Origin of the sequence: Methylibium sp., assembly GCF_013817365.1 — a bacterium.
Lineage (GTDB): Bacteria > Pseudomonadota > Gammaproteobacteria > Burkholderiales > Burkholderiaceae_C > Methylibium.
Genome location: NZ_JACDCU010000425.1, coordinates 1 through 3,411, shown reverse-complemented (window position 1 = coordinate 3,411; position 3,411 = coordinate 1). Strand labels below are relative to the sequence as shown.

General features: G+C 70.5%; 4 protein-coding genes. 2 read left to right on the top strand and 2 right to left on the bottom strand.

The genetic code is table 11. The annotated features are described in order from the left end of the window. Nucleotides 1-164 precede the first annotated feature (164 nt). Together coxB and H0W38_RS19025 are read right to left on the bottom strand one after the other, a co-directional pair. Nucleotides 165-1,103 (bottom strand): cytochrome c oxidase subunit II, encoded by a 939-nt coding sequence (coxB, locus tag H0W38_RS19030; protein ID WP_292457106.1) that lies wholly within the window; start codon nucleotides 1,101-1,103, stop codon nucleotides 165-167. A 162-nt stretch (nucleotides 1,104-1,265) separates the two neighbouring features. After that, nucleotides 1,266-1,721, bottom strand: coding sequence for a c-type cytochrome (locus tag H0W38_RS19025; protein ID WP_292457102.1), 456 nt, complete (start codon nucleotides 1,719-1,721; stop codon nucleotides 1,266-1,268). Between the two features lie 309 nt (nucleotides 1,722-2,030). Between H0W38_RS19025 and H0W38_RS19020 the strand changes: the two genes are divergently transcribed. Both H0W38_RS19020 and H0W38_RS19015 read left to right on the top strand, forming a co-directional pair. Continuing rightward, complete coding sequence (locus H0W38_RS19020) at nucleotides 2,031-2,993, top strand: c-type cytochrome (protein WP_292457101.1); 963 nt, start codon at nucleotides 2,031-2,033, stop codon at nucleotides 2,991-2,993. Nucleotides 2,994-3,166: 173 nt separating this feature from the next. After that, nucleotides 3,167-3,352, top strand: a complete 186-nt coding sequence (locus H0W38_RS19015; RefSeq protein WP_292457098.1) for a CsbD family protein — start codon at nucleotides 3,167-3,169, stop codon at nucleotides 3,350-3,352. The last annotated feature ends 59 nt before the right edge of the window (nucleotides 3,353-3,411 follow it).

Here is a 3,411-nt window from a genome sequence, read left to right as displayed (position 1 = left end):
TTGTGCGACGGCCCGCAAGCCCGAGCAGCACAGCGCAGTCGCCGCGCAGCGGCGACCGCCGCACCGGCGCGCCACCGCACACCCGCCCACGGCTTTGCCCGCACCGACCATTCGCACGGCAGTCCAGCCGAACATCCGCAAAGCGCCGAGAAGAGTCAGCCGTTTCATTTCAGCTGCGCCAGGTAGGCGGCCAGCGCCTGCAGGTCCGCCGGGCCGACATGCGCGAACGAGGGCATGCGCGCGCCGGGCTTGAGATCCTGCACGTTGCTGATCCACGCCATCAGCGTGCCGGGGTGGTTGGGCAGCACGCCCGCACCGAGATACAGGCGGCTGCCAACGTGCGTGAGGTCCGGCCCGAGCTGCAGGCCCTCGGCCACGCCGCGCACCGTGTGGCAGGCCGCGCAACGCTGCGCCACGAAGGCTTCGCGCCCGAGCACGGCCAGTGCGTCGGCCGGCTCCGCCGCCGCCTGTGCCTGCCGCGCCAGCCACGCCGCGAATTCGTCGGGTGCCTGCGCCACCACGTGCAGCGCCATGCGCGCATGTTGCTGGCCGCAATACTCCGCGCACTGCCCGCGGTAGGTGCCCGGCTCGGTCGCATTGACGAGCAGCCGGTTCACGCGGCCCGGCATCATGTCGACCTTGCCGCCGAGCTGCGGCACCCACAAGCTGTGGATCACGTCGGCCGTGGTCAGGCCCAGGTGCACGGTGCGCCCGACCGGCAGGTGCAGCTCGTTGGCGGTGACGATCTCTTCGCCCGTGGCCGGGTCGCGGTAGCGGATCTCCCACCACCACATGTGCCCGGTCACGCTCACCACCAGCGCGTCGCTCGGCGTGGCTTGCGCGAAAGTCGCGCTGCGCAGTGTGGTCCAGCCGAGCAGCACCGAGAGCACCACCACCGGAAACACCAGGCCACCGCCGACGATCCACAGCGCCGGCCGCACGGGCTGCGCCGGCTTGCGCAACGCGAGCCACAGCAGCGCCATCACCAGCAAGAAGATCAGCGTGCCGCCGCCGAACAACACCCAGCCGATCTGCGCGATGGAAGCGGCGTCGATGGCGGCCGGTGCCAACACCGAGCTCAGCGGGACGCTGGCGTCGTCCAAGCCTTGTGCCGGGGCCGGCGAGCCTGCCGCCGCAAAGAGCGCAAGCAGCGGCGATGCAGACGGGCGCCGGGCGTGAAGCCGTGTCGGCGCCTTCATTTCACTGGCTCCACCCCGCTTCGTGCGACGCGCGGCAACCAATGCGCAGAGCGACTCGCGTGTGCTTCATCGCAGAGAGAGCAGGTAGGCCGCCATGTCGCGCGCATCGGCCTCGCTGGCGCCCATGTCGGGCATCGCGGTGCCGGGGATCACCGCCGCCGGATCGGCAATCCAGCGGGCGAGCGTGTCCGGCACGTTGGGCAGCTGCCCGGCGATGTAGCTGCGCAGCCCGAAGGCGCCGAGCGGTGGGCCGATGCCGCCCTGTGCCGCCGGGACGCCGGGAATGGCGTGACAACTGCCGCACTGGTATTGCGAGAGCAGGCGCAGCCCGCGATCGGCATCGCCGAGGGCAAGCGGCCGCGGCGTTGCGGCGCCGCCTTGCAGGACATCGCAGCCGACCAGCAGCAGGGCCAGCGCTGCGCTGGCGAACAGTGCAGGGCGCAGGGGGCCGCGGGGCGCCGGCGTCCCCGGACCGTGGCGTGCGCGTGGGCAAGCCTTGTTGTGCTGCGGTGCGCGGTTCATTGCCATCCTTGATGACGCGACTAGCGCGAGTCGTGCCCGCTCGATCCGACGCCTGCGTCCGTGCGGCTTTTTCGCATGCCGTGTACTCCTGGGCACAGCGGCTCGCGGCCCTGGGCGCGGCTTGAGGGAATCGCGGTGCAACGTGACGCCAACCGTGCCATGCGCCGGCGCTGGTCAGCGTTGCCGCATCTTTTGCCGACCGCGGGCCGAGCCGGGGGCCATGGTTCCGTCCTGCGGGCATCGAAGCCTCGGTGCGGAGGAGTTGGCGCCCGCAGCCGCCCAGGCCTTGCAATTGCTTTGCGGGCAAGCGTGAGCGAACCCCCGATGCGGCCTGCGGCCGATGACGCGCCGACCGTGCCGCCCGTACGCGGGCGCGAGCCCGAGGGCGAGCGCAACGCGGCGCCATCCGAGCACCGGTCCAGCCTTGCACCGTGGAAGGTGGTGGCATTGACGCTCGCGGTGCTGGCCGGCGGCGGCGCGCTGTTCGGGGCGGTCATGGTCTATGGCGGTCTGTACAACGTGGCGGCGACGGCGTCGCACCTGCAGCCGACCTATTCGCTGCTTGAAACGGCCATGGCGCGTTCGGTGCGGTTGCGCGCGCGCACTATCGAGCCGCCGCCGCTCGAACAGCCCGAACTGCTGCAGCGGGGCGCCGCCTGCTTTCGCGACCACTGCGTGCAATGCCATGGCGCGCCCGGCGTCGCGCCGGCCGACTTCAGCCGGAGCATGCAGCCGGTGCCCGTCTCGCTGATCGACGCCGCCCGCCACTGGCGTGCGCGCGAGCTTTACTGGGTCACGCGGGAGGGCATCAAGATGAGCGGCATGCCGGCCTGGGAATATCACCTGAGCGAGCGGGAAATGTGGGCGGTGGTCGCCTTTCTCACCCGCCTGCCCACGCTGACGCCGCAGGGCTACGAGGAGCGTATGGCCGCGGCCGACGGCGAGCAGTGCCGGGTCGGCGGGGCCCATGAAGCGCTCGGGCCGGTCCTCGTCGGAAACGCCGAGCGCGGCCGCTTGGCCATGCGCGAGTACGCCTGCATCTCCTGCCACAGCATTCCCGGCGTGACGGGTGCGCCCGTCCGCATCGGCCCTCCGCTCGGCGGCTTGGCCGGGCGCCAGTGGATCGCCGGAGGGCTGCCGAACACCACGTCCAACCTCGTCGCCTGGCTGCGCGACCCGCAGCGCATCGATCCCGAAACCGCGATGCCCGACATGGGCGTGACTGCGCAGCATGCGCACGACATGGCGGCGTATTTGCAGACCCTGAGGTAGCGCAGCCTCATCCGTAGCGCAGCGTCGTATCCGTGGTTCGAACCGCGCCAAGCTGTAAGCCTTTCCCTACGCACGAGGGTGCCCTCGACCACAGACGCAAAACGGCGGGGCAGCGAAAGTTTCGATACGCCGAGGCGCTCCTGCCTTGCGAGAGTTCCGACAAGGAGACAGTCATGAACAAGGACCAAGTCAAGGGCCGCGTCGACGAAGCCGCCGGCAAGGTGAAGGAAAAAACCGGCGAAGCCGTCGGCAACAAGCAGATGGAAAACGAAGGCCGCGCGGACAAGGCGAGCGGCAAGGTTCAGGGCACCTACGGCGATGCCAAGGAAAAGGTCAAGGACGGGATCGACAAGCTCTGAGTCCTCCGCTCATTCCGCCTCGGCGGATCGGCCCGCCCGACGGGCCTGCGCTTCGTGAT